21 protein-coding genes and 1 other RNA gene are annotated in these 21,137 nt (G+C 39.2%); 4 read left to right on the plus strand and 18 right to left on the minus strand.

The annotated features are described in order from the left end of the window. Positions 1 to 80: 80 nt before the first annotated feature. The 4 genes from CKV70_RS13770 to CKV70_RS13785 form a co-directional block, all read right to left on the minus strand. A complete protein-coding gene (locus CKV70_RS13770; RefSeq protein ID WP_003722065.1) occupies positions 81 to 545 on the minus strand; it encodes a DUF3284 domain-containing protein in 465 nt (154 codons plus the stop codon). A 17-nt stretch (positions 546 to 562) separates the two neighbouring features. Further along, entirely contained in the window at positions 563 to 745 is a 183-nt protein-coding gene (locus tag CKV70_RS13775; RefSeq protein ID WP_003727657.1) for a DUF3188 domain-containing protein, read from the minus strand. A 2-nt stretch (positions 746 to 747) separates the two neighbouring features. Continuing rightward, positions 748 to 969, minus strand: a complete 222-nt coding sequence (locus tag CKV70_RS13780) for a hypothetical protein (protein WP_003722067.1) — start codon at positions 967 to 969, stop codon at positions 748 to 750. A gap of 134 nt (positions 970 to 1,103) precedes the next feature. Continuing rightward, positions 1,104 to 2,468, minus strand: a complete 1,365-nt coding sequence (locus CKV70_RS13785; protein WP_003725004.1) for a PTS sugar transporter subunit IIC — start codon at positions 2,466 to 2,468, stop codon at positions 1,104 to 1,106. A 442-nt stretch (positions 2,469 to 2,910) separates the two neighbouring features. On the opposite strand from CKV70_RS13785, the gene CKV70_RS13790 reads away from it, so the two are divergent. Continuing rightward, a complete protein-coding gene (locus tag CKV70_RS13790; RefSeq protein ID WP_003722069.1) occupies positions 2,911 to 3,066 on the plus strand; it encodes a hypothetical protein in 156 nt (51 codons plus the stop codon). 32 nt (positions 3,067 to 3,098) lie between these two features. On the opposite strand, the gene CKV70_RS13795 is transcribed toward CKV70_RS13790, so the two are convergent. The 10 genes from CKV70_RS13795 to CKV70_RS13840 form a co-directional block, all read right to left on the minus strand. Beyond that, the gene (locus CKV70_RS13795; protein ID WP_003722070.1) at positions 3,099 to 3,740 is read right to left on the minus strand and encodes a hypothetical protein; all 642 of its coding nucleotides are present in this window, start codon (positions 3,738 to 3,740) and stop codon (positions 3,099 to 3,101) included. Positions 3,741 to 3,894: 154 nt separating this feature from the next. Continuing rightward, positions 3,895 to 4,161, minus strand: an RNA gene (gene ffs / locus CKV70_RS13800) — signal recognition particle sRNA large type. Between the two features lie 276 nt (positions 4,162 to 4,437). Continuing rightward, positions 4,438 to 5,952, minus strand: coding sequence for a gluconokinase (locus CKV70_RS13805; RefSeq protein ID WP_014931034.1), 1,515 nt, complete (start codon positions 5,950 to 5,952; stop codon positions 4,438 to 4,440). Positions 5,953 to 6,066: 114 nt separating this feature from the next. Beyond that, positions 6,067 to 7,005 (minus strand): GW domain-containing glycosaminoglycan-binding protein, encoded by a 939-nt coding sequence (locus tag CKV70_RS13810; protein ID WP_003732088.1) that lies wholly within the window; start codon positions 7,003 to 7,005, stop codon positions 6,067 to 6,069. 42 nt (positions 7,006 to 7,047) lie between these two features. Further along, positions 7,048 to 7,995, minus strand: coding sequence for an LPXTG cell wall anchor domain-containing protein (locus CKV70_RS13815; RefSeq protein WP_003722074.1), 948 nt, complete (start codon positions 7,993 to 7,995; stop codon positions 7,048 to 7,050). 140 nt (positions 7,996 to 8,135) lie between these two features. Beyond that, positions 8,136 to 9,875: a thiol reductant ABC exporter subunit CydC gene (gene cydC / locus CKV70_RS13820; RefSeq protein ID WP_003732089.1), complete on the minus strand. Its 1,740-nt coding sequence runs from the start codon at positions 9,873 to 9,875 to the stop codon at positions 8,136 to 8,138. Beyond that, positions 9,875 to 11,599: a thiol reductant ABC exporter subunit CydD gene (gene cydD / locus CKV70_RS13825; RefSeq protein ID WP_014601201.1), complete on the minus strand. Its 1,725-nt coding sequence runs from the start codon at positions 11,597 to 11,599 to the stop codon at positions 9,875 to 9,877. The genes cydC and cydD overlap by 1 nt, the downstream gene beginning before the upstream one ends. Beyond that, positions 11,599 to 12,612 (minus strand): cytochrome d ubiquinol oxidase subunit II, encoded by a 1,014-nt coding sequence (cydB, locus tag CKV70_RS13830; RefSeq protein ID WP_003727651.1) that lies wholly within the window; start codon positions 12,610 to 12,612, stop codon positions 11,599 to 11,601. Before cydB ends, cydD begins: the two co-directional genes overlap by 1 nt. After that, positions 12,599 to 14,005, minus strand: coding sequence for a cytochrome ubiquinol oxidase subunit I (locus CKV70_RS13835; protein WP_003728600.1), 1,407 nt, complete (start codon positions 14,003 to 14,005; stop codon positions 12,599 to 12,601). The genes cydB and CKV70_RS13835 overlap by 14 nt, the downstream gene beginning before the upstream one ends. Before the next feature lie 381 nt (positions 14,006 to 14,386). Further along, positions 14,387 to 14,857, minus strand: a complete 471-nt coding sequence (locus CKV70_RS13840; RefSeq protein ID WP_014601202.1) for a nucleoside deaminase — start codon at positions 14,855 to 14,857, stop codon at positions 14,387 to 14,389. Between the two features lie 194 nt (positions 14,858 to 15,051). Between CKV70_RS13840 and mbcS the strand changes: the two genes are divergently transcribed. Beyond that, complete coding sequence (gene mbcS / locus CKV70_RS13845; protein ID WP_003722080.1) at positions 15,052 to 16,629, plus strand: acyl-CoA synthetase MbcS; 1,578 nt, start codon at positions 15,052 to 15,054, stop codon at positions 16,627 to 16,629. Positions 16,630 to 16,670: 41 nt separating this feature from the next. On the opposite strand, the gene CKV70_RS13850 is transcribed toward mbcS, so the two are convergent. Continuing rightward, positions 16,671 to 17,390, minus strand: coding sequence for a glucosamine-6-phosphate deaminase (locus tag CKV70_RS13850; RefSeq protein WP_014601203.1), 720 nt, complete (start codon positions 17,388 to 17,390; stop codon positions 16,671 to 16,673). Positions 17,391 to 17,469: 79 nt separating this feature from the next. Between CKV70_RS13850 and CKV70_RS13855 the strand changes: the two genes are divergently transcribed. Together CKV70_RS13855 and CKV70_RS13860 are read left to right on the plus strand one after the other, a co-directional pair. Then, complete coding sequence (locus tag CKV70_RS13855; RefSeq protein ID WP_014601204.1) at positions 17,470 to 18,204, plus strand: MerR family transcriptional regulator; 735 nt, start codon at positions 17,470 to 17,472, stop codon at positions 18,202 to 18,204. Positions 18,205 to 18,257: 53 nt separating this feature from the next. Next, complete coding sequence (locus CKV70_RS13860; RefSeq protein WP_003722083.1) at positions 18,258 to 18,719, plus strand: GNAT family N-acetyltransferase; 462 nt, start codon at positions 18,258 to 18,260, stop codon at positions 18,717 to 18,719. 20 nt (positions 18,720 to 18,739) lie between these two features. Here the strand turns inward: CKV70_RS13860 and CKV70_RS13865 are convergent, their stop codons facing one another. From CKV70_RS13865 to CKV70_RS13875, 3 genes are read right to left on the minus strand one after another with little or no spacing between them, the layout of a single operon-like run. Continuing rightward, a complete protein-coding gene (locus CKV70_RS13865) occupies positions 18,740 to 19,183 on the minus strand; it encodes a VOC family protein (RefSeq protein ID WP_003722084.1) in 444 nt (147 codons plus the stop codon). A 57-nt stretch (positions 19,184 to 19,240) separates the two neighbouring features. After that, complete coding sequence (locus tag CKV70_RS13870; RefSeq protein WP_014601205.1) at positions 19,241 to 20,593, minus strand: MATE family efflux transporter; 1,353 nt, start codon at positions 20,591 to 20,593, stop codon at positions 19,241 to 19,243. Continuing rightward, entirely contained in the window at positions 20,590 to 21,039 is a 450-nt protein-coding gene (locus CKV70_RS13875) for a MarR family winged helix-turn-helix transcriptional regulator (RefSeq protein WP_014601206.1), read from the minus strand. Before CKV70_RS13875 ends, CKV70_RS13870 begins: the two co-directional genes overlap by 4 nt. Between the last annotated feature and the right edge of the window lie 98 nt (positions 21,040 to 21,137).

Below are 21,137 nucleotides of genomic sequence, written 5' to 3' on the forward strand. Positions count from 1 at the left end.
AAAAACCGCCACCACCAAAAACCAAAAATCAAAACCCCAAAAAAAGAACCAGACCCCCGAAAAAGCCCGATTCCAACCCATTACTGTTCACTTTTAGCAGCCAATTTCTCCTGCTTCTGCTTACTTTCATTAATAACAGAAAGCTCAATTGATTTCAGCAAATTTTTCACACGCTTTTTCCGGAAGAAGCCGAACATAAAACCAACAATAATATTATTCATTTTATTTAGCGCTTTTTCCGTTTCAATTAATTCGTTATACGTCACTTCGCATGTTGTTTCGCTAGTGGATTTTATCGTATACGTCGTCGTATGAGTGTTCACACGACTACTTGTTTCGAATTGATAAAGTTCATTAGGTTGCACTTTAACAATTTTTGTTGTCGCAAGTGCGCCATTAGACATCGTACGTTGATATTTATATCCTTCTAATTTGCGTACTTGAAGCGTTTTACCAGTGGCATTTTTCACATCATAGATTGCTGAGCTAACTAGTGTATCAAAGCATTCTTTTTGGGATATATATAATTTCTGTGTGACATTCACTTTTCAATCGACTCCTTCTAATTCTTTTCTTTCTTATCTTTACGGATTTTTAGCACGATGAATACACAGCCAATTAAAACAACCGCAAGTCCGGTAACTAGAAGAGGTACACTAGCCATCCCATCTTTTCCATAAGAAGGACTAAACATAATAATAATAAGACCTATACTAATAAGAAATAGTGCATTAACAATTTTCATTTTCAACCCACACTAACTTGGAAATAGAGTACAGAACCTATTTCAGTTGCTTTTATAGTTTCTTTGGCGATTTTTGCTGCCTTTTCTTCGTCTTCAATATTTGTTTCAAAAGTAAGTTTCATACCTTTTTCGTCTATTTTTTTAAAAGTTACACCGTCTTTATCATATGTTTCAAGTAATTCAGTAATGTAATCTCGCTTCATTGGACAATTAAGAATAATCATTTAAAAAAACCTCCTTTTATATAGTTTAACTTTATCTTTCACTTCTTGCAATGAATAAAAATGGTGCAGGAATTCCTACATGATATACTGGCTAGGCACAATTTAGCTGTACCTAGCCAGAAACTTATTATTTTCTAAGCTTTCATCTCTTCTTCTGGTACACCAACGCGATTTGCGGTAATAACAAATGGTACCCAAATCAAGAACGCGACGACCATATTTATGAGTGAAATTACTGGTGCCATCCAATCTCCCCCGGTTGCTAAGAAGGAATTCAGAAGTGGCGGCATTACCCAAACTACTGCAATTTTAACTGGCCCGACAATGCCGAGTGTTGTTGCAAAGTAAGCGATTGTTACCATTACCATTGGCGCGATAAGGAATGGTATTAAGTAAATTGTATTTAATACAATCGGTAAACCAAACATGATTGGTTCGTTAATATTAAATATACCTGGTGCAAGAGACAATTTCGCAACTGTTCGTGCATCCGCTCGTTTCGAGAACATTAGTAACGCGATAATTAATACAAGCGTACCGCCTGAACCACCCATCCATACATACGCATCGAAAGAACCACGTACCCATTCGAATGGTAATTTAGCGCCTTCTTGTGCCGCACTAATGTTTTGTAGTTGTGCTGTACCCCAAAGTGACTCTAGAACCGGAGCAAGTACGTTCGGACCATGAATCCCGAAGAACCATAGTAATTGTACTAAGAAAGTAACTAGTAAAACAGCTCCGTAGCCTTGCGAAAGTGATAATAGCGGTTCTTGAATTGTTTTGGAAATCCAAGTAATAACGTCCATATTTGTGATTTTGAAGAATGCCCAGTCAATAATACCAACAACATAAAGTGCTACTAAAGCAGGAATAATCGCTGCGAAAGCTTTACTTACAGCCGGTGGAACAGAATCTGGCATTTTGATAATAATATTTCTGCGCATTAATTTCGCATAAATAATAGTTGATATAAAACCGAAAATCATTGCGGTAAACAAGCCGGTACCATTTACTTGGCTTAGGCTAAAGAATCCGTAAATTCCAGCAAATTCTTTTGGTAAAGTAGCTACATCGAAATTTGCATTAGAAGCCGCAATCGCAGCTTTTACTGCATCTAAGCTAACAGTAACAGTTAAGTTCATAACAAAAGCAGCAAGAGAAACTAGCCCCCCAGCTAATCGATCCACTTCATACGCTTTTGATAAATTATACCCTAGTGAAAAGGCAAAAATAATTGAAACAATTGCTAACGTCCCATTGTATACATATCCATTAATCCCGATAAGTGGTTGCATCGCTTCCACAAATCCTGTCCATCCCCAGTCAGTTGGAAAATCCCTAAAAAACGCATTTAAAAGTACTGCAATTGACCCAGCCATAGTGATTGGCATTGTTGAAATAAAAGCATCACGTAATGCAACTAGATGTTTTTGTGAACCAATTTTTGCTGCTACCGGCACAAAATACTTTTCTAAAAATGCTGTTAATCCATTCATATTTTATCCTCCCATGAACCTTTTTTATTTAGCGCTCATCTCTTTAAACAAAATATAATTTTTATGTACACATCCTTTTAAGTTTATCAGCTATATCTGTTTACTTTGTCCTAGCAATCCCCATTACTAGAACAAACCAGATGGAATCTTTGCATGACCTCGTGAAATTTTGGGAGCCCTCCTCTCCGCTTCATGATAAGGCTTACATTTAGATTCACCTTAATCTATTGCAATTTCCGTGCCAAGTACATAAACGTAATAAAATATACGATTATCACTTGTAATAGTTATCATTTATACCAACGAAGCACTATTACACACATACCTAAAAAACTGTGTAAGTAAGCGCTAACATTACACAGTTCCACTTAATTCATAGATTCTTCTTTCTGTGTTATAATGAGCATAAGCTAAGTAATACCAACAATTCGAGGTGATAAATATGGCAGTCAAACGAGATATGCCGGAAGAGTCGAAAAATAGTAAAGTTGTGAAAAAAGAGCATTTTTCGATTGTGTTTCCTGATGATATAAAAGAACCAAAAAATGCGAGTGAACAAAAGAAGCAAGACGTTGAAAAGAAAACAGATGATAATTAAATAAAAAAGAGCATCCCCGCGGATGCTCTTTTTTATTTAATTGAGAAGATAACCATTTCTTTATCCTCATCAATGCGGACATTTACGTCCATGCCTAATTTATCTTTAAAAAGTGCCGTAATATTTAGATAGTCATCATAGCTACCGATATCACTTTTTTCGTATCCTTGTAGAATTGTCGGCTTGATGCGCACGATGTAATCATCATTTGAGGTTTCTTCCGGATTATAAGAATAGATTTTTTTGCCATTTTTATCAAAAAAGTCATACGTTGCATAAGATTCATTGTTTGTGATATACACATCTTTTTGTGTAACGTAAGCATTATCGGCCACGCTGTAGTCAATCAAACCTGAGTAATATTTATTGGTAGATGGTTCATTAATTTCATATTGTTTATAAGCTAGTCGGAATAAATAATCAATATTATAATAACTATTTACGCGGAAATAGAGGTTTTTATCTTTAGATTTTTTATCTACGCCAATATCTGTCGCACTAATTGGGAAGACTTCATATAATTTGCCGTCTATTTCGTAAGCTACTTCATACTTATCAAACACTTCTTGGCGTTGGAAAAAGCCAAACATAATTGCTAAGATTACGATAATTCCTACGAAAACTGCAACGATTAAAGCTGGCAGCCATTTCTTTTTTGATTTTAGTTGTTGCATTATTTTCATCCTTTGTCATGAATTGCTTTACTATTTTATATTGTACCAGTTTATGTAGCATTATACATTATTTTTCTGAGAATACGAGCTGATTTGTAGAAAAAAGACTACTCTGCCTTAAGCAAAATAGTCTTTTATATATTTAAAATTAGTGTCGCGCACCTCACATCGACATGCAATCATCTGCGTTACCCTGATAGTTAGCTCGGGCCAGGCGACCTCGCGGCACATGAGAAGCACTGCTTAATGCTGCTTCCTTCCGGACCTGACATGGTTCACAGGTTCCCATTGCGCAAGACCCAACCTTCAACACCACTTGTCAAGGGCAGACCAAACAATTACGATGCCTCAAATGAGGAATTCAACCCCGCTAGAGCGGATTGCGGGTTACAGGGCGCCGCTACCTCCCCGTCTAGCACGACAAATTTGCTACCAATAATTAAATGCCAAATAAAAAATTATTTAGCGCAAACTCTGAAAAGAGCTCAATTACTAGTGTACCTTTTTCATCTAAAAAGTGCAAGCGGGAACACGGAAATATTTTTTAACGTAAGTAAACACTCATGATTGCTGCGATAATCGTACCAACTACACAAATACCTACTAATGTTAAAGCTATCCATACTATTTTTTTATTCATGGTTTCTCCCCCTCGTCATCACTTTTCTTTTAGTGATTATATCATGAAATCCAAAATTTAGCTGTTAATATCAAACTTCTTTTGCCAACTATTTAATTGGCTGTAGCTAGACATTAACTGTGTGGTTACCTGTTTGAAAATCAGACGTAATTCCGCGTATTTAAGGACATTCTCGCTTGGATGATATACCGCTTTAATTGGCATTGTATGTTTTAGATTAAGATCCTTCAAAATCCCTAGTGATCGCATACCAATAATCGCTGCTCCTAAACTTGAGCCTTCTATCGTATGCGGAACACGTATCTCACGGTTCAAAATATCCGCCAGAAGTTTACACCAAGCATCGTGCGCTGAAATCCCGCCTGTGACATAAATAATATCATCTGGGGCCGAAACCACCTCATAAACTTCTGCAAGATTAAAAGCAACACCTTCCAAAATCGCTCGAATAAAATGGGCTTTTGTATGATTAATCGTCAGCCCAACAAAACCTCCTCGAATATCATTAGTCCAAAATGGTGCACGCTCGCCTAACAAATATGGCTGGAATAAAAGACCCGCAGCGCCCGGAGGAACTTCCTCTATTTTTGCAATAAAGCTTGCGAAATCCCGCCTACTAATTTCAGCTTCAGAGCCAAATTGTTGCAAACCCCACTCAACTACTTTCCCACCATTATTCACTGCTCCACCTGCGATAAAGTATCCATCACCAGCTCCATAACAAAACGTCCGGCCACGTGAATCTATTTGGAATTGGTCGGTAAGTTTACGCACTGCACCACTTGTTCCTACTGTAATCGTGACATCATTTTGACCAGTCGCTTGAATACCAATATTAGCTAGCGCCCCGTCACTACCTCCTATAATGAATGGTAAATTTTCTGGGATTCCCATTAATTCAGCGTATTCTTTTTTCACACCCGCTAATTGATATGTTTCTGGTACAACTTTCGGTAAGAAATCCGGGGTTAATTTTACAATTTCCATTGCTTCAAATTCCCAGTCGTGCTCCATAATGTTATATAGTCCAGTCCCCGATGCTAACGATTCATCCATCACCCAAACACCAAACAAGCGATACAAAATATACGATTTAATATCAACAAATTTTTCTGTACGTTTAAATAAAGTAGGCTTTTCCTCCTTCAACCAACAAATTTTGGCAAAGGGGCTCATAGGGTGTATCGGCGTTCCTGTGGCCTCATACAGTTGGAATAAGTAATTATCCCTTTTTACTTTTTCAAGCGTCTCACTGCTTCGTCCGTCCGCCCAAGTGATACATTCAGTCAAAAGCTCTCCATTACTTCCAACCATAATTAAACTATGCATCGCAGAACTAAACGAAATCCCCGCTAACTCCTCTGTATTAATATTTTTCATGACAGCTTGAATGGAAGTCAAAACGGCATCAAAAATTTCCGTGGGGCTCTCTTCCGCTTTCCCGGTTTCATCAGTTATTAGTTCATAATGCGTCGCCTGCCGGAAAATCACTTCTCCTCGTTGATTAAAAAGTACTGCCTTTGTGCTTGAAGTTCCAATGTCTACGCCCATTATGTATGGTTTACTCGTCAAACAGCTCACCCCGCATTTTCGTTTCTTTTTATTATACGTCAAATAGAAGAAAATTTGGGGCTGGGCTACTTAGCTTTTTTCTCCAAACAAAAAAAGCTAGAGAAATTCTCTAGCTTAGTTGATACCGTAAAAAGTTTTTATTCGGCTTTCTTCACCTAACACAATAAGTGTATTTTTATCCGCGAATTTTAGCACTTCTTTTGTATTGGCTTCACTTTGAGCGACGCAACCTAATGTGTAATTGTATTTTGGTGAATCAACATGGTAAAACACAGCCGATCCCTTACCTTTTACACGTTTAGCGTTGTATTTCACTTCCATTCCGTATTTGTACTGCGGAATCTTCATTTTTTCATCTGCAGAACTAGAGGAATTGCGTTCTTGCCAAGTATTATAAGCTTTGTCATTAGAATTAGAAATCCAATAACTTCTATTAGTAATCGCTCTAAATGTCAGTTTTGTACCAGGGTTCCCCTTTTGTCCAAAAGCAATGCCTGTTCGGTAAACGCCAACTGGAGTTCCAGAACTTTTTTCAGAGAACTTTGGATCAAATCCCCATTTGCCGATATGACTGGTAAAATGACGAACTTCATACCAATTTCCAGCACTATTTTTTTGGAAAAAGTAGGTTGTTGCGGTAGTGCTTTTTGGTTTTGTGGTGATAATTGCTTTTTTGCTGTTCCAAAGTGCTGGAACGGCGTCAGCAATTGTTGGTTTACCAATATTTGTAAAGGCACGTGAGTCAATCCAGCCGATTGTAGTATTCCCTAACTTGCAATAGTACCATTTAGCTCTTGCTGTTTTTCCTTCGCGCGTAATAATCAACGTCTTCTTGTCGTATTTCTTAGCTGAACCGAGGTACTTAACACTACTACTCGTTTTGTACATTTTGCTATTAATACCATCATTTCGTTTTGACTGATTTACTACCCCTTTTAGATTAACTGCTTTGTCATAAATGATTTTTTCGTAGGATGCTGCTTCGGCGTTAAAGGAGTGACCAAGTAGGCTAACCATTAAAACAACAATTAAACCGCTTAATAACTTCTTCATTATTCGCTCCTTATTTTTGAGTTATTCCCTATAGCAATTAGTTTATTTTTTACGTTTCCTAAGTAATAACACTGCCACAAGAATAACTATAACACCCGCTACCACGAAAATCCATTCTGTACCTTTGTCACCTGTGCTTGGCAAATCTGTTTTGTCGTCTTTTGTAACTTTTGTAACATCAGTAGGTTTTGTTGTTGCGCTTTTGACCGCATTCTTTGTTTCGATTTTCTTCACTTTATCTGGAGCTGTTACGACTGCCTCATTTTGTTTTTTCGCTGGGACTTGATAGGTTACTTCTTCACTATAATTACCCGATTCATCAAAAGCATATGCAGTAATTTGTTTTGGTGTTGTCGCCCATTCTGCATAAAAATAACCATCTTTATCCGCAGTTGTTGTTCCTTCTCCAAAGTTTTCATCTGCCGGAGAACTCATATATACACTGGCGAATGGTTTTGTTTTACCCGTGAAAATTTTTGTTTCTAAATCAAAATTCATATCTGTAATAGTTAGTTGGGCCGTTTTTTCTTTGACTAAGTAATTGAGTTTGACTGCTGTTGTTTTGCCGTCTTCATTATCTCCCAGGAGCGTGACTTCTTGGATACCTGTTTGTGCAGTACTTAGTTTAGAATTGGCTGCTAAGCGATAATTGGTTAGTTTTGTATCGGTGTAATCAGTTAATGTTGCGGTGAAATCTTTGAGATCAATCTTACTATTTTGTTCATACGAGTAAACTTCTTGAGAATCGGTAATATCTATCGTTGTTTGGACTTTGCTTTTTTGCGGTGGTGTTACGGTCGTGTCTTTTGTCGGTTCTGCTGGTTCTGTCTTTTCTTCAGTAATTATGTTTTCAGTAGTATCCGTTGTTTTTTCTTCTGTAGGCGTTGAGTTGTTACCATTTTCATTTGTTTCAGCGCTTGCTGCCAATGAGAATGGAATGATTAGACAAGTCACTAATGCAGTGAGTATTAGCCCGTGGAATTTTTTCATAATAAATTCCCCTTTCATTTTGCTTAGTTTAATCATAAGCAGAAATATGGTGAAAGTCAATTTTAAATTACAATATTGTTACAAATATTAAAACTACGATACAAAAAACTTGCTAAGCATGTACTTAGCAAGCCTTAATTTTATAATTCAATCGGGCGGTCTAGTTGATAAAGTCGTTTATAGCGTGGTTCTTCTGCCATTAATTCAGCATGAGGCCCTTCCATTAACGTTTTTCCCTCTTCTAAAAATAAGACACGGTCCATTTTTTCTGCACCAACTAAATGATGTGTTACCCATATGAGCGACTTATCTGCTAACGTTTCAAAAATAGTCGCTAGTAAATCACGTTCTGTAATCGGGTCCAGACCAACTGTTGGTTCGTCTAAAATAACAATTGGTGTATTTTGCAGTAAAATTCGAGCTAAGGCGATACGGCCACGCTCACCACCTGAAAAACGTTCACCCATCTCACTCATTTGTGTATGGTAGCCATCTGGCATACTCATGATAAAATCGTGTAGTTGTACTTTTTTCGCCGCCTCATATACTTCTTCATCCGATGCATCTTGATTTCCTAGGCGGATGTTATTTAAAACAGTTGTACTGAAAAGGTGCGCTTTTTGATTTAGCATGGAGGTTAATTCAGGAATTTGTGGTCGTAATTTTTCAACTTCAACGTCGTTCATAGTTACTTTTCCAGCAGTCGGAAGTAGCGCTCCTTGAACTAATTTAAGAAAAGTCGATTTCCCTGTTCCGCTCCGTCCGATAATCGCCACTTTTTCACCTTGTTGCAATGTGAAGTCAAAACCGTTTAAGATTTCTGGTGACTTTTCATCGTACGCGAAAGTTAGATTTTCTGCTTTTAAAACAACATTTTCTGTGTTGATTCGCTCTATTTCTTTCGTTTCTTCTTCAAAAGTTGGTAGCGCCGGATCTTCTATTTTGTCTAAACGAGCAAGCGAGTCTTGGTATAACGATTTGTCACTGATAGCACTTGAAACCGGCACAAATGCTTCTGCTAGTGCCATTATTGCTAAAACGAATGCAGCTATCATCGTGCCAGAAAACGCACCATCACGTGACTCCGCTGTGCTCCAATAAACCATGACGATCACCATAAAGCCAACGACTAACTGGCTAAAGAAATCGCGCCAATTGACAAAATGGAACTGTTTATTTTCAGTTCGAAGCATATCTGCCTCGTCTTTTTCGTAGTTTGAAATAAAAGTTTTTTCACGTCCGCTAAATTTCCAATCGCTAATACCAAACACTGCATCGGTAAATTTTTGATATAGACTATTTCGCCCTTGTTTTAAATAAGCGTTCTTTCCGCGAGCATATAAAAGCGAAACCCATGGTAAAACAAGCACAAGGAGGCCAATCAAAAGTACAAAGAGCGCAGCAAATGGAATTGAAAATGCTCCAAGCGCGATAACTACTCCAGCGTAAAGCACGAGACTAACAATTGCCGGCAGCATCGTAGTTAAATAGAAATTTTGTAGATGTTCAATATCACCAGCCAAAAGACCAAGGATATCGCCAGTTTTATAGCGCGATTTTAGTAGTAATGCCTGCGGTTCGAGTAAACGATATAAGCGAACACGCATTTTTTCGAGAATTCTAAGGACAAGTGAGTGGCTCGAAAGCCGTTCCACATAGCGAGAAACGGAGCGCATAATACCAAATGCACGAACGCCAACAGTCGAAATGTAAACAGCCATGATAGATTCAGGCATCAAGGACGATTTTGAAATCAAATGACCCGATGTGAACATGAGTGCCCCAGCTGATGCAAAAGTTAGTGTTCCAAGGAAGATGACAAGTAAAAACAAGCCGCGGTTTTCTTTAATATATGGGATAATCCAGCTACTTTTCCGCATCACACTTCCTCCAATTGGGCTTTGACTAAATTGTAATAGAAACCTTTACGCGAAAGTAATTCTTCGTGAGTTCCAGTTTCGACTACAGCCCCGTGATCTAAAACAATAATTCGGTCCATTTCGAGCATCCAGTGCAAGCGATGCGTCGCGAAAAAGACTAATCGATTTTCAAATAAATCTAGCATTGGTTTTTTTAACTCATATTCCGTTTCAATATCTAAGTGCGCTGTTGGTTCATCCATTAACACAACAGGACGATCCGTTAAGAATGCGCGAGCAAGCGCCACACGCTGTTCTTGTCCGCCACTAAGCATCCGCCCAGCTTCTCCGACAAGCGTTTCATAACCGTCTTCTAATCCAGCTACAAGTTTGTTTAAACCTGCTGATTCTGCCGCTTTTTTCATTTCGTCTTCTGTAGAATTAGGGTGGTAAAAGCGAATATTTCCAGCAATTGTATCATGGAAAAGGTATGGATGTTGCGGAATGTAAGTGACTTGGGTTTGCCAATCAGTCGAAGCAAGCGACGCACCACTTTTACCGTTCCAATGAAACTCTCCAGAAGTTGGGGTCAAAAAGCCACTCAAAACGTCAATCAACGTGGATTTCCCAGCACCCGTCGCACCAATAATCCCAATTTTTTCAAATCCTTTTACCGTAAAACTGGCTTTATGAAGCGAATCAGCATCATCTGCACCATGTTTTACGGTAATATTTTCAAACGAAAATTCCGTATTTTCAGCGAAAGTTGTTAAAGGTAATGCGTCCATTTCTGGCTTTTCTGCTTTGGCTTGGTCAATAATCCCTTGAATAACTCGACCAGCTTCTTGTCCGTCAAGTGTGGCATGGTAATCCGAGCCAACCTCACGAACTGGTAAAAAGTATTCTGGCGCAAGAATTAGGACACTGAGCGCAATTGGCAAGTTCATATTACCGTCAATGAGACCAAGACCTAAGAATAACGCAACGAGCGCAATCGATAGCATTGTAAAGAAGTCGAGCGCGAAAGACGACATAAATGCCACACGTAATGTTTTCATTGTAGCTTTACGGTAGCGTGAACTAACCGAAGCGATTTTCCCTTCATGGTCATGGCTTAAGCCTAAATATTTCAATGTTTCTAGACCCTTTAGCGAATCTACAAAGTGGTTAGAGAGCACTCGATACGTTTCAAATTGCGAATCAGCTTGTTTTTTCGCGGCTAATCCTAGAATAATCATAAATACAATTAAAATTGGCAAAGTAATCATCAAAATAAAAGCAGAAGTCCAGTCTTGAAAAGCAATATAAACCCAAATCATCGCTGGAATAATAGCCATATTCATCATTTTAGGTAAGAACAGCTCCAAGTAATTTCGGAAATCTGCTACACCTTCCATAACCATTGTGACCACTTTCCCAGTTCCTTCCGCACGAGCAAAACGTGGTCCAAGCGCAAACAGGCTATCAAGCAACTCTTCCCGCATCGTTTTCGCTAGTTTCGCAGCATAGCGGTAAACGATTTGTTTTTTCCATACGTTTAAAAAGTGACGCAAGAAATAGGCCCCCGCGAAGAGACCTATTTGTATTGTGACTGATTGAAATGGATGCTCGTGAAATAAATCAGTAATTGCACGAGCTAAAGTTATCGCCATCACGATAATCGCAGCACCTTGAACAAGCGTGAAAACTGCGAGAATCATCATTATTTGTTTAATTCCTTTGTAGTTCCTTAAATCTTTTCCCATTAATACGTCATTTTCTCCTTACTAGAAACGCGCTTACGGAAAACATAGTAGCTCCAAATTTGGTAACCAAGAACAAACGGCAATAGCGTAACGGCAACTATCGTCATCACACTAAGCGAATATTGTCCGGAAGCTGCATTTTCTATAGTTAAATCAAACGCACTGTTGATAGAACTGATCATTACTCGTGGGAATAGCGACACGAAAATCGTAGCAATCGTGAAGACAATTCCAAGTCCGCCGAATGTAAATGCTAAAATATCACGATCTTTCCAAATAAACAGGGCAGATAGCACGTACATTACGACTACAATTCCAATCATTAGTGGTACAAGTACAGGTCTAACTTGGAACATATCTGTATTGAAATAAGCAAGTACAACAAAAATTACTAGAGCTGGTACAGTAATAAACCAAACACGTTTGGCCATACGACGAGCGCGATCTTGAATATCTTCTTCTGTACGCAACGTGATAAATAGTAACCCGTGAAGTAGGCACATGAGCGTAATCGTTACACCGCCCCATACGGAGAATACTGTAATGTAATCAAAGAACCCAGCATACATATCCATATCACTATTAATCGGCATACCTTGAATCAAACTAGCAAATAATACACCAAATAAGAATGGAGGTAAAATACTACCGAAGAAAATAACCCAATCCCATGTCTTAATCCAAAGCGGTGAATCCTTTTGACCACGGAATTCAAAAGAAACACCACGGCCAATTAGCGCAAGTAATAAGAATACTAGCGGAATATAATAACCACTAAACATTGTTGCATACCAGTTTGGGAAAGCCGCGAAAATCGCGCCCCCTGCAGTTAGTAACCATACTTCATTTGCATCCCAGAACGGTCCAATCGTATTAACGAGTACGCGGCGTTCCAGTGCATTTCTAGCCATAAATCTTGTAGACATCCCAACACCAAAGTCAAAACCTTCAAGGAAGAAGAATCCAATGAATAAGATGGCGATTAATAGAAACCATAACTCATTTAGTGACAAAGCTTTCATCCCCCTTATCAAATGGATCTACGGAAATCTCTGCTTTTTCTGGTTTGTGTCCGTCTGGCCCTTTTTTAATTTCACGTATAAACAAGTAAACCAATAGAATGGCTAAAATCGTATAAATTGTCGAGAATGCAATTATCGAGAATAAAATTTGTCCTGATGAAACGTTCGGCGATACGGCATCAGCGGTTTTCATGTAACCGAAGACTACCCATGGTTGTCGCCCTATTTCTGTCATAATCCAACCCATGGAGTTCGCTAGGAACGGGAAGCCAATCATTGGAATCATGAAACGTAAATACCATTTTGCATTAACGAGTTTTTTCTTCCAAGCAAGTACGATACCGATTAACGCAAATAAAATCATTAACATACCTGCGCCAACCATGATACGGAAGCTCCAAAATGCTGTTTTAACTGGTGGGATGTAGTCACCTTCACCATATTTTTCTTCATATTGTTTTTGCAGTGTATTCATACCTTCCACGCTACCAGTTAATGTTCCGTAAGATAAGAAACTTAGCGCGTATGGGACATTGACTTCCCATTCGTTTTTCTTCTCTTCTGGGTTGATTTTGGCAATCATCGTCCACGGAGCTGGGTCGGCTGTATCTTCCCATATCCCTTCCGTTGCTGCCATTTTCATTGGTTGTGTTTTAACCAAATATTGTGCTTGTGAGTGACCACTGAAAGCCACACCAAAGCCACCAATTACCGCCATGACCATTGCAATTTGGAATGATCGTTTAAAGAAGGCGACATCTTGTTTCTTGAGCATCTTATACGCACTGACACCAGCGATGAAAAAGGCCCCAGTGGCAAATGCCCCAAATATAACGTGCGGGAATTCCACAAGTAGTTGTCCGTTAGTAATGAGTTGCAAGAAGTCATTCATTTCTGCACGTCCGTTCTTAAATTCAAAACCAACCGGATGTTGCATAAATGAGTTCGCTGCTAAAATCCAGAAACTAGACATAATTGTTCCGATTGAAACAAGCCAAATACATGCTAAATGAAGCTTTTTGCTAAGTTTGTCCCAACCAAAAATCCAAAGTCCGATAAACGTAGATTCCATAAAGAATGCAAGTAACGCTTCGATTGCAAGTGGTGCTCCGAATACGTCCCCAACAAATCTTGAGTAATCCGACCAGTTCATCCCAAACTGGAATTCTTGAATAATACCGGTTACGACACCGACCGCGAAGTTAATAAGGAAAATGTGTCCCCAAAACTTCGACATTTTTTTGTAAATTTCTTTCCCCTTCACGACATACAACGTTTCCATAAGAGCAACCATAAATACAAGTCCAATTGAAAGTGGTACAAATAAGAAATGGAAAATCGTTGTTGATGCGAATTGAAAACGGGCTAAAAATAGTTTATCCACCCTTTTCTCCTCCTTTTTAAGCTAAAAATTACTGTTTCGTTCCCTGATTTGTGCTTCTCTCTTAAAAATCATGTGAAAAATCGCCCAAAGTGACGTGTTCAGTTGCTCTGTAATTCACAAAGCATAATAAAATAATATGTAATCCTTATTTTCCACAGATTTAGGAACTAGTTAAGAAAGATTTTTACTTTATAATGAGTTCTATCTGGAGTATATTTTATCCTATTTTGCGACAAATTTATTTAGTACTTTCGATGTTATTTTGTTTTAGTTAGATTGTGATAAATTTCGCAATTATTATCTGGCTGTAAATGTTGGTAAGGCTTATTGCTTTTTATTTCACAATGAAAAATATAAAAGTATGATTTCTTACAATAAGCATTAAGACCTATTAAATCTATTCCGTTTTCGTAGTTCTTGAAAAAAACTTTTTAACATTTCACTGCTTTCGGATTCCATTAATCCTGCTTCCACTTCACACGTATGATTAAATCGATCATCTTGCAGCAAATTCATTAACGATCCCGCTGTTCCGGCTTTTGGATCCTTAGCTCCATAATAAACCTTTTCAATCCGCGAAAGTAAAATGGCGCCGCTACACATCGGACATGGTTCTAGCGTAACGTATAGTTCTGCACCGCTAAGTCGCCATGAATTCTGATGTTTACATGCATCTTGAATCGCAAGCAACTCCGCATGGGTCACTGCATTTTGGCTCGTTTCACGCAAATTATGTGCCCGACCAATGATTTCTCCATCTAAAACAACGACTGCACCAATTGGAACTTCTCCAATATCTCGTGCTTTCTCGGCTTCTTCAAGCGCTTGTTGCATAAAGAAAGCTCGTTCCATCTATGCACCTCATTTCTAAAAAGTCACTCATTGTTATTTTAGCATAGCTTGGATTGGATGTAGGAATAATCTGCTCAAACTTTCACAGGAACACTTTAGTTGCTTTCACGAAGCATTTATATTACCATATATTAATACTAGGTACTAAAACAAAATTATCAAAATATACAATCTACTTATAAAGGAGAGTCATTATGAATTCAGAAAATTTAATCGCTCCAGAACTTTATAATATTACTGACGAGATTGCTAAATTTAGTTCTGAAAAAACAGCTTTAATTTGGAAAAATGAGCACGGGGAAACAAAAACTTGGAGTTACCACCATTTGCTTGAACAAGCGAATAAATTTGCCAATGTTGCAAAAGATGCCGGCATTAAAAAAGGCGACCACGTTATCGTCATGACACCTAGATTACTCGAAACGTACGCAATTTATATGGGCTTATGGAAAGCTGGTGCCATTATTATCCCGGCATCCGAACTCCTTAAAGCACACGATTTAGAATATCGTATCCACCACGCAAACGTAAAAGCAATCGTTTCTTACAATGGAATGACTGCTGAATTTGATAAAATTGAAAGCATCCCTTCTGTTTCGAAAAAAATTATTGTTGGAGATAAATTATCTGGATGGGAACAATATGAAACATTAATGGAAGCTGCTCCAACTGAGTTTGAACGTGTAGAAACCTCTCGCGATGACGCTTGTCTACTTGCTTTCACAAGTGGAACAACGGGTAACCCTAAAGGTGTTGTACATATTCACGGTTGGGGTTACGCGCATATCCGTATCGCCGCTGATCATTGGCTCGATATTCACGAAGACGATATCGTTTGGGCCACAGCTGGTCCGGGTTGGCAAAAATGGGTTTGGTCTCCATTCCTTTCTGTACTTGGAAAAGGCGCGACTGGCTTCATTTACAACGGTCGCTTTATTCCTGAAAAACAACTTCGTTTACTGGAAGAAGAAAAAATCAACGTGCTATGCTGTACGCCAACAGAATATCGCTTAATGGCTAAAGTAAATAATTTGCGCGAACATGATTTAAGTTCCCTTCGTAGCGCCGTATCAGCAGGAGAACCTTTAAACCGCGAAGTTATTCAAGTTTTCCAAGACAATTTTGATATTAAAGTTCGCGACGGCTACGGCCAAACGGAAAGTACGCTTTTGATTGGGACACTTGTTGATACGCCGATTCGTCCTGGTTCGATGGGTAAACCGATTATGCCAGAATATATGGCTATTATTGATGCGGACGGAAATCCCGTTGGTGTCGGTGAAATTGGTGACATCGCAATGCGTAGAGACTTCCCAGCACTTTTCAAAGAGTACTATAAAGAACCAGAACGTTTGCAAAAAGCGATTCGCGGTGATTATTTTGTTTCTGGTGACCGAGCTATCCGCGATGAAGACAATTACTACTGGTTCCAAGGGCGGAATGACGATATTATTATTAGTTCGGGTTACACGATTGGACCGTTCGAAGTAGAGGACGCACTCACACATCACCCAGCCGTAAAAGAAGTCGCTGTTGTCGCAAGCCCCGACGAAATCCGCGGAACGGTCGTAAAAGCGTTTATCGTCTTAAAGGATGGTTACGAGGGCACCGAGGATCTTGTGCATGAATTACAAACATTTACGAAAGAACAAACTGCTCCGTATAAATATCCACGCCGGATTGAGTTTGTTGAAGCGTTACCGAAAACTGATTCTGGTAAAATTCGCCGCGTTGAGTTGCGTGATGCGGAGTTTGCTAGTGTACACGGATAATCAAAAACCCAGCCTTCCTAAATAGAAGGTTGGGTTTTCTTTTACATATTTAATTCACTCGCCGCTTCCTCATCCAGCACCACTGTAAAATTAGGGTGTAACTGGAAAATCGAGCTTGGAATGTCTTCTGTTACTGGGCCTTGTAGGGCTTTTTTGATAATCGCTGCTTTTTTCTTGCCGTTTGCGAATAGGATGACTTCTTTTGCGTGCATAACGCTTTTTGGTCCCATTGTTACATAGTATTCGGGGACTTTTTCTGCATCGCCGCCAACTTCTCCGAGCAAAATATCAAACATATCTGGGCGTGATTGAACGGAAACAAGTCGGGTTTCATCGCCGAATTTGGTTACGCCAGGTAAGTTCCCGCAGAAGTGACCATCTTCACCAATCCCGATTAAAATCGCGTCCAAACCGCCAACTGCTTTCAAATGCGCTTCATGGTCTGTATAGTTTTTCGTATCTAGCATGTGAATTTGTTCTTCTGGAATTCCCGCTGGATCAAAGTACATTGCTTTTAAATTAGCGATAGTTACGCCGTATTTTTCGTCTCCAATTGGAATTTCGTCAAAATTATAATAACTGACATTCTTCAGTGGCGCTTTCTCCTTCATTTCTTCTACCATCAGTTCGTACATTCGCTTCGGTGTTGAGCCTGCTGTGATTGCCAAATGAACCTTTTTGTCTTGATACATTTTTCCTAAAAGCAGTTGCATCGTTGTTTTACTCATATTTTCGTAATCTTTTTCCACAATAATTTTCATTTTTTTCACCTCTCACTTTGAATTACCTTTATGATAAAGTGTATAGTAACTATAGAGTCAAGACGAAAGGGTGATAAATGTGGAACCGCTTTTTTCCATTGGGGAAATGGCAAAGAAAAGCCAACTCTCCATTCAACGATTGCGTTATTATGACAAGATTGGTCTTTTGGTACCTGCTTTTACCGATCCTACTTCTGGGTATCGCTACTACAAAACGGCTCAAGAAGAACAACTCAACCTCATTCAAGCATTGCAATATATGGGATTTTCCTTACAAGAACTGAAACAATATCTCGACAAAAACACAATGGAAAGCTTACCCGATTTGCTTATTAAATACCAGCAAAAATTAAAGGATGAAGAAGCTCGCATTGCTCGTAAAAAGTGGCTTATTGACCGTTATCAAGGTTTGTTAAAACGGGAAACTGACTCGACAAAACTTCTAACAGCTGCCCGACTTTTGCTTACAGAGCCACTTCTAACACCCGTTCATGTGGATATTTTAAACGACCCAGATTTCCATCAAGAAGTTCAGAAAACCGTGAGCCACCTTGGTCTTTCGAAAAGCTATCAGCAGTTTCCTGGTTATTGTGTGTTAGACGGGCAGACTTATCTTTTCATTGAGTTAGATCATTCTATTGGCGCGCCTGGTGAGCGGCGTTTGTTATCAAGCGAGCGGCAAGCTTTTGTCACGCCGCAAAACTGGGAAACTCCTCTAGAAAATGAAAATTACCTTTTACAAGAAACGGTGGCTTGGATTAATCAAGAGCTGGTTCGTGGTTATTCCTATGAAACAAAATTAACTTTTGAATAGATATTTTAGAAAGATTGGTTATAATAGAAAGAAATAACGTGGAGGTGGGCGCCGTGGAAATCAAGCAAATCAAAGCAAAAGACACGCAAGATATTAGGCACCGGGTTCTTCGCCCAGAACAACCTGAAGAAAACGCAATTTACCCTAATGATGATATGGAGGGTACTTTTCATTTAGGCGCTTTTGAAAAGGATGTTTTACTTGGGGTCGCCAGTTTTTATCCAGAAAAATCAACTGTTATTATGAATCCTGCCCAGTACCGAATTCGCGGTGTGGCTACAGAACGCCGGATGCGTTTGAAAGGCCTCGGCACAGCTTTACTTGCAGAAGGTGAAGCGGAAATATGGACGCGCGGCGCAGATATTATTTGGTGCAATGCGAGGATTGTCGCTGTTGGTTTTTATGAAAAACACGGCTATCGCAAAGTTGGCAAATCATTTGTCATTCCTGGCATTGGTGAACATTACTTAATGAAAAAAGTGAATCCAAATAAAAAAGTGGACCAAGATAACTAATATCTTGGTCCATTTGTTTTTTATAATTTAGAATATGGTTGCGTATGAATCATCCAGGAAATTCCGTACTCATCGACGAATTGTCCCATTTTCCCGCCCCAAAATTGCTCTTCAAAAGGTAACGTCACTGTCACTCTTCCTGAGCTGCTCACTTTTTCAAAGAAAGCATCAGCGTCGGCTACTGCCGCTGGGTCTTCACTGTTAGAATCAAGCATAATCGAGATTTGGTTGGATGGTTTTACTTCTTTGCCGAATGAATCTGAACAAAATAAATTTGCACCAAGCACGGTAAAGCCACCGTGAACAGTTGTGTTCTCTAAGTTTTCTTTTGGTAAGCCAAACATTTCGCTTTGTTCCTCACTTACTGGAAGCCTTGAAATATTCGTTGCTCCGAACACTTCTTCATAATATCCTAAAGCCTCTTTTGCATTTTCAAAAGCCAAATACGGGTACATTTTTGCCATAAAAATCGCTCCTTTGTTTTTGAGACACTAGTTAGAAAATACCCAATTCGTTTTACCTTAAACTATCTCGGGATTTTTAAAAATTCGGCGCCATGTTTTGCTCATAATCACAAGACAGACGGTGAACGCGCCTAAATCTGCTAATGGGAAGGCGTACCAAATACCATCTAAACCGAAGAACTGCGGCAAAATAAGTAAAAGTGGTACTAAACAGATGATTTGGCGCATTAGGGAGATAATAAATGAAATCCTTGCTCGACCAAGCGCTTGATATAGCCCTCCGCAGACAATTTGGAAACCGATTGTTGGAGCAGCTAGAAGCATAAATCTAACAGCGGTTGTTCCTTGTGCAATCAGTTCTGGGTCATTAGAGAAAATCCGTACAAGTAATCCTGGGAAAATTTCTACCAAGCCCCAAGCAATTAGCGACATGACAGTTGCAGCTATCATTGATACTTTGACAGCTTTCATTACGCGCTCGAATTGTCTGGAACCGTAGTTGAAGCCGACGATTGGTTGCATCCCTTGTGTGACACCATTGATTGGCATAATGACGAACGACGCAATCCGGTTCGCAATTCCATATACTGCAATCGCCATCGTTCCACCATAAATATTAAGCATCCAGTTTACCGCAACTGTCACGATACTACCTGCGGACATCATAATAAATGAAGGGAACCCGATTGCCATAATCCGGCGAATCAGCGGGAAATCCATTCGGAATGAGAATCCTTTTAAAGATAAAGTACTTTTCCCTGATAAAAAGTAAATCAAGAGCCAAATCGCTCCAACAGCCTGCGCAATAACGGTTGCAAGTGCAGAACCACGAACACCCATACCGAATCCCATAATGAAAATCGGGTTTAAAATCATATTTAAAATAGCAGAAATAATCATTGTTAACATCGCTGTTTTCGCATTACCTTCTGAGCGAACGATATTATTCATCGCCATCGCGAAGGTTTGGAACACTGCGCCTAACAAAATAAGCGATAAGAAATCACTGGCAATATCATGAATATCTGCCGGCGCTCCAAAAAGCGTAATAAGCGGATCTAAAAAAATAAAAGTTACAATTGCAATAAAAATGCTGGAAATAAGTACTAACCAAATAACTTGATGGAATACTTTATCCGCATGTTTTTGTTCCCCAGCACCGAGCGAGCGGGAAATAATCGACGCGCCACCAATCCCAAACATCGCTGCCATTGCCATTAGTATCATTTGAACTGGGAACGCAATTGAAAGTGCTGCAACCCCTGATGGCCCAACGCCATATGACACGAAAATCGTATCAACAATATTATACATCCCCATAACAAACATACCGATAAATGCCGGAATCGACAAACGCGCCATGAGTGATGGAATGCTATCTTCACCTAATCGTTTACTCTGTTCTTTCATTCGACCTCTCCTCCTTCAACTGCCATAATCGCATTGTCAGAAAGTCTTCCTATCAAATGCATTAAGTCATCTTTTTCCTTTTCACTAAAATTCGCTGTTAAAAGTGCGGACCATTCGGCTGTCACTTCTTCAATTAAATCGCGCATCTGAAAACCAGTTTCCGTCACAAAAATCCGCTGAATACGCCTATCTTTCGCATCAATTTCGCGGCGAATCATCCCCAGTTCTTCCAAGCGCTTAATGTGCCTTGTCACACTTGCTTTATCAACCATAAACCTTTTCGCCATAGATTCTTGGGAAATACCATCTTCTTTATAAAGCGTCCATAAATAGCGTAATTGACCTATATTAAGACCAGTTTCTAGTAATTTTTTATTTTTAAAAGTGCTTTCTGAACGATGAATAATTGCGATGGCTTTCGCTAAACTTTCCTGTCTATCTGCCATTTATCCGACTCCTCATAAAAAAATCCGCCACATAATTAGTTGCGGCGTCAACCATTATAGTATAGCAGGATTTTAGTTGACTGCGCAACCTTTTTATT

The organism is Listeria monocytogenes (genome assembly GCF_900187225.1).
GTDB lineage: Bacteria > Bacillota > Bacilli > Lactobacillales > Listeriaceae > Listeria > Listeria monocytogenes.

Excerpts from the sequence above, each read along its gene's own strand:
- CKV70_RS13850 (WP_014601203.1), bottom strand. The coding sequence starts at position 17,390 with ATGAAAATTATTGTGGAAAAAGATTACGAAAATATGAGTAAAACAACG.
- CKV70_RS13875 (WP_014601206.1), bottom strand. The coding sequence starts at position 21,039 with ATGGCAGATAGACAGGAAAGTTTAGCGAAAGCCATCGCAATTATTCAT.
- CKV70_RS13810 (WP_003732088.1), bottom strand. The coding sequence starts at position 7,005 with ATGAAGAAGTTATTAAGCGGTTTAATTGTTGTTTTAATGGTTAGCCTA.
- CKV70_RS13775 (WP_003727657.1), bottom strand. The coding sequence starts at position 745 with ATGAAAATTGTTAATGCACTATTTCTTATTAGTATAGGTCTTATTATT.
- CKV70_RS13790 (WP_003722069.1), top strand. The coding sequence starts at position 2,911 with ATGGCAGTCAAACGAGATATGCCGGAAGAGTCGAAAAATAGTAAAGTT.
- CKV70_RS13815 (WP_003722074.1), bottom strand. The coding sequence starts at position 7,995 with ATGAAAAAATTCCACGGGCTAATACTCACTGCATTAGTGACTTGTCTA.
- CKV70_RS13840 (WP_014601202.1), bottom strand. The coding sequence starts at position 14,857 with ATGGAACGAGCTTTCTTTATGCAACAAGCGCTTGAAGAAGCCGAGAAA.
- CKV70_RS13785 (WP_003725004.1), bottom strand. The coding sequence starts at position 2,468 with ATGAATGGATTAACAGCATTTTTAGAAAAGTATTTTGTGCCGGTAGCA.
- cydD (WP_014601201.1), bottom strand. The coding sequence starts at position 11,599 with ATGGGAAAAGATTTAAGGAACTACAAAGGAATTAAACAAATAATGATG.
- CKV70_RS13870 (WP_014601205.1), bottom strand. The coding sequence starts at position 20,593 with ATGAAAGAACAGAGTAAACGATTAGGTGAAGATAGCATTCCATCACTC.
- CKV70_RS13780 (WP_003722067.1), bottom strand. The coding sequence starts at position 969 with ATGATTATTCTTAATTGTCCAATGAAGCGAGATTACATTACTGAATTA.
- cydC (WP_003732089.1), bottom strand. The coding sequence starts at position 9,875 with ATGCGGAAAAGTAGCTGGATTATCCCATATATTAAAGAAAACCGCGGC.
- CKV70_RS13865 (WP_003722084.1), bottom strand. The coding sequence starts at position 19,183 with ATGGCAAAAATGTACCCGTATTTGGCTTTTGAAAATGCAAAAGAGGCT.
- mbcS (WP_003722080.1), top strand. The coding sequence starts at position 15,052 with ATGAATTCAGAAAATTTAATCGCTCCAGAACTTTATAATATTACTGAC.
- CKV70_RS13795 (WP_003722070.1), bottom strand. The coding sequence starts at position 3,740 with ATGCAACAACTAAAATCAAAAAAGAAATGGCTGCCAGCTTTAATCGTT.